Source organism: Acinetobacter sp. AB03, from assembly GCF_058107045.1.
On record NZ_JBUEBA010000048.1, the window covers coordinates 1 to 669 of the forward strand.

A 669-nucleotide genomic window follows, 5' to 3' on the forward strand; every position below is an offset into this window, starting at 1 on the left:
CCATTCCTGGCCTCCCGGATGGGGTTACTTCTCATTTTCTTACCGTTTTGGAGTATTTTGGCTAAAATCGCTGGCTTTGAGAATTTATCATGGCCACCGAAAAACGTATCAAAATCCTGACCGAGGCGGAGATTGCTGAGCTGTTCGGCCCCCCCATTCTAAGTTCGAATGATCAACGTTTCTTCTTCACTCTCAATGACGCTGAATTAGCAGAGTGCAACAGAATCCGTGAGCGCGATCACAGGTGCATGTTTGTTGTACTGTTGGGGTACTTCAAAGTGAAGCCCATCATGTTGAGTCCCGGCTACCATCAAATTAAGCAGGACCTCAAGTATGTGTGTTCCGAGGTCTTTCCCGGCCCTGGTCTCCGACCCTTCAATCTTACTCAGAAGGCCCGTGTTCGGATTTATCAACGCATCTTCAAATTGACGGGCCATCAGCGTTGGCTCAACAAAAGTCATAGTTCGGCGTTGATAAAGGATCTAAATGAGCATGCACGGGCATGGGGTCAACCGAGATCCCTATTCGACAGGGCTATAGAATGCTTATCAGCACAAAAAGTCGCCATCCCAGGGTACACTGTTCTGCAGGACTTGATCAGTGAAGTTGTGGGCGTCACAAACGATCAGTTTGTCCGTAAGCTTGAGGAACTCATATCTGCGGACTTGG

The 669-nt window shown here is 48.4% G+C and carries 1 protein-coding gene; it reads left to right on the plus strand.

Going from position 1 to position 669, the window contains the following annotated elements:
- Positions 1 to 89: 89 nt before the first annotated feature.
- A partial coding sequence (locus tag ACY3FQ_RS17960) for a DUF4158 domain-containing protein (RefSeq protein WP_489774588.1) occupies positions 90 to 669 on the plus strand: 580 nt, incomplete at its 3' end.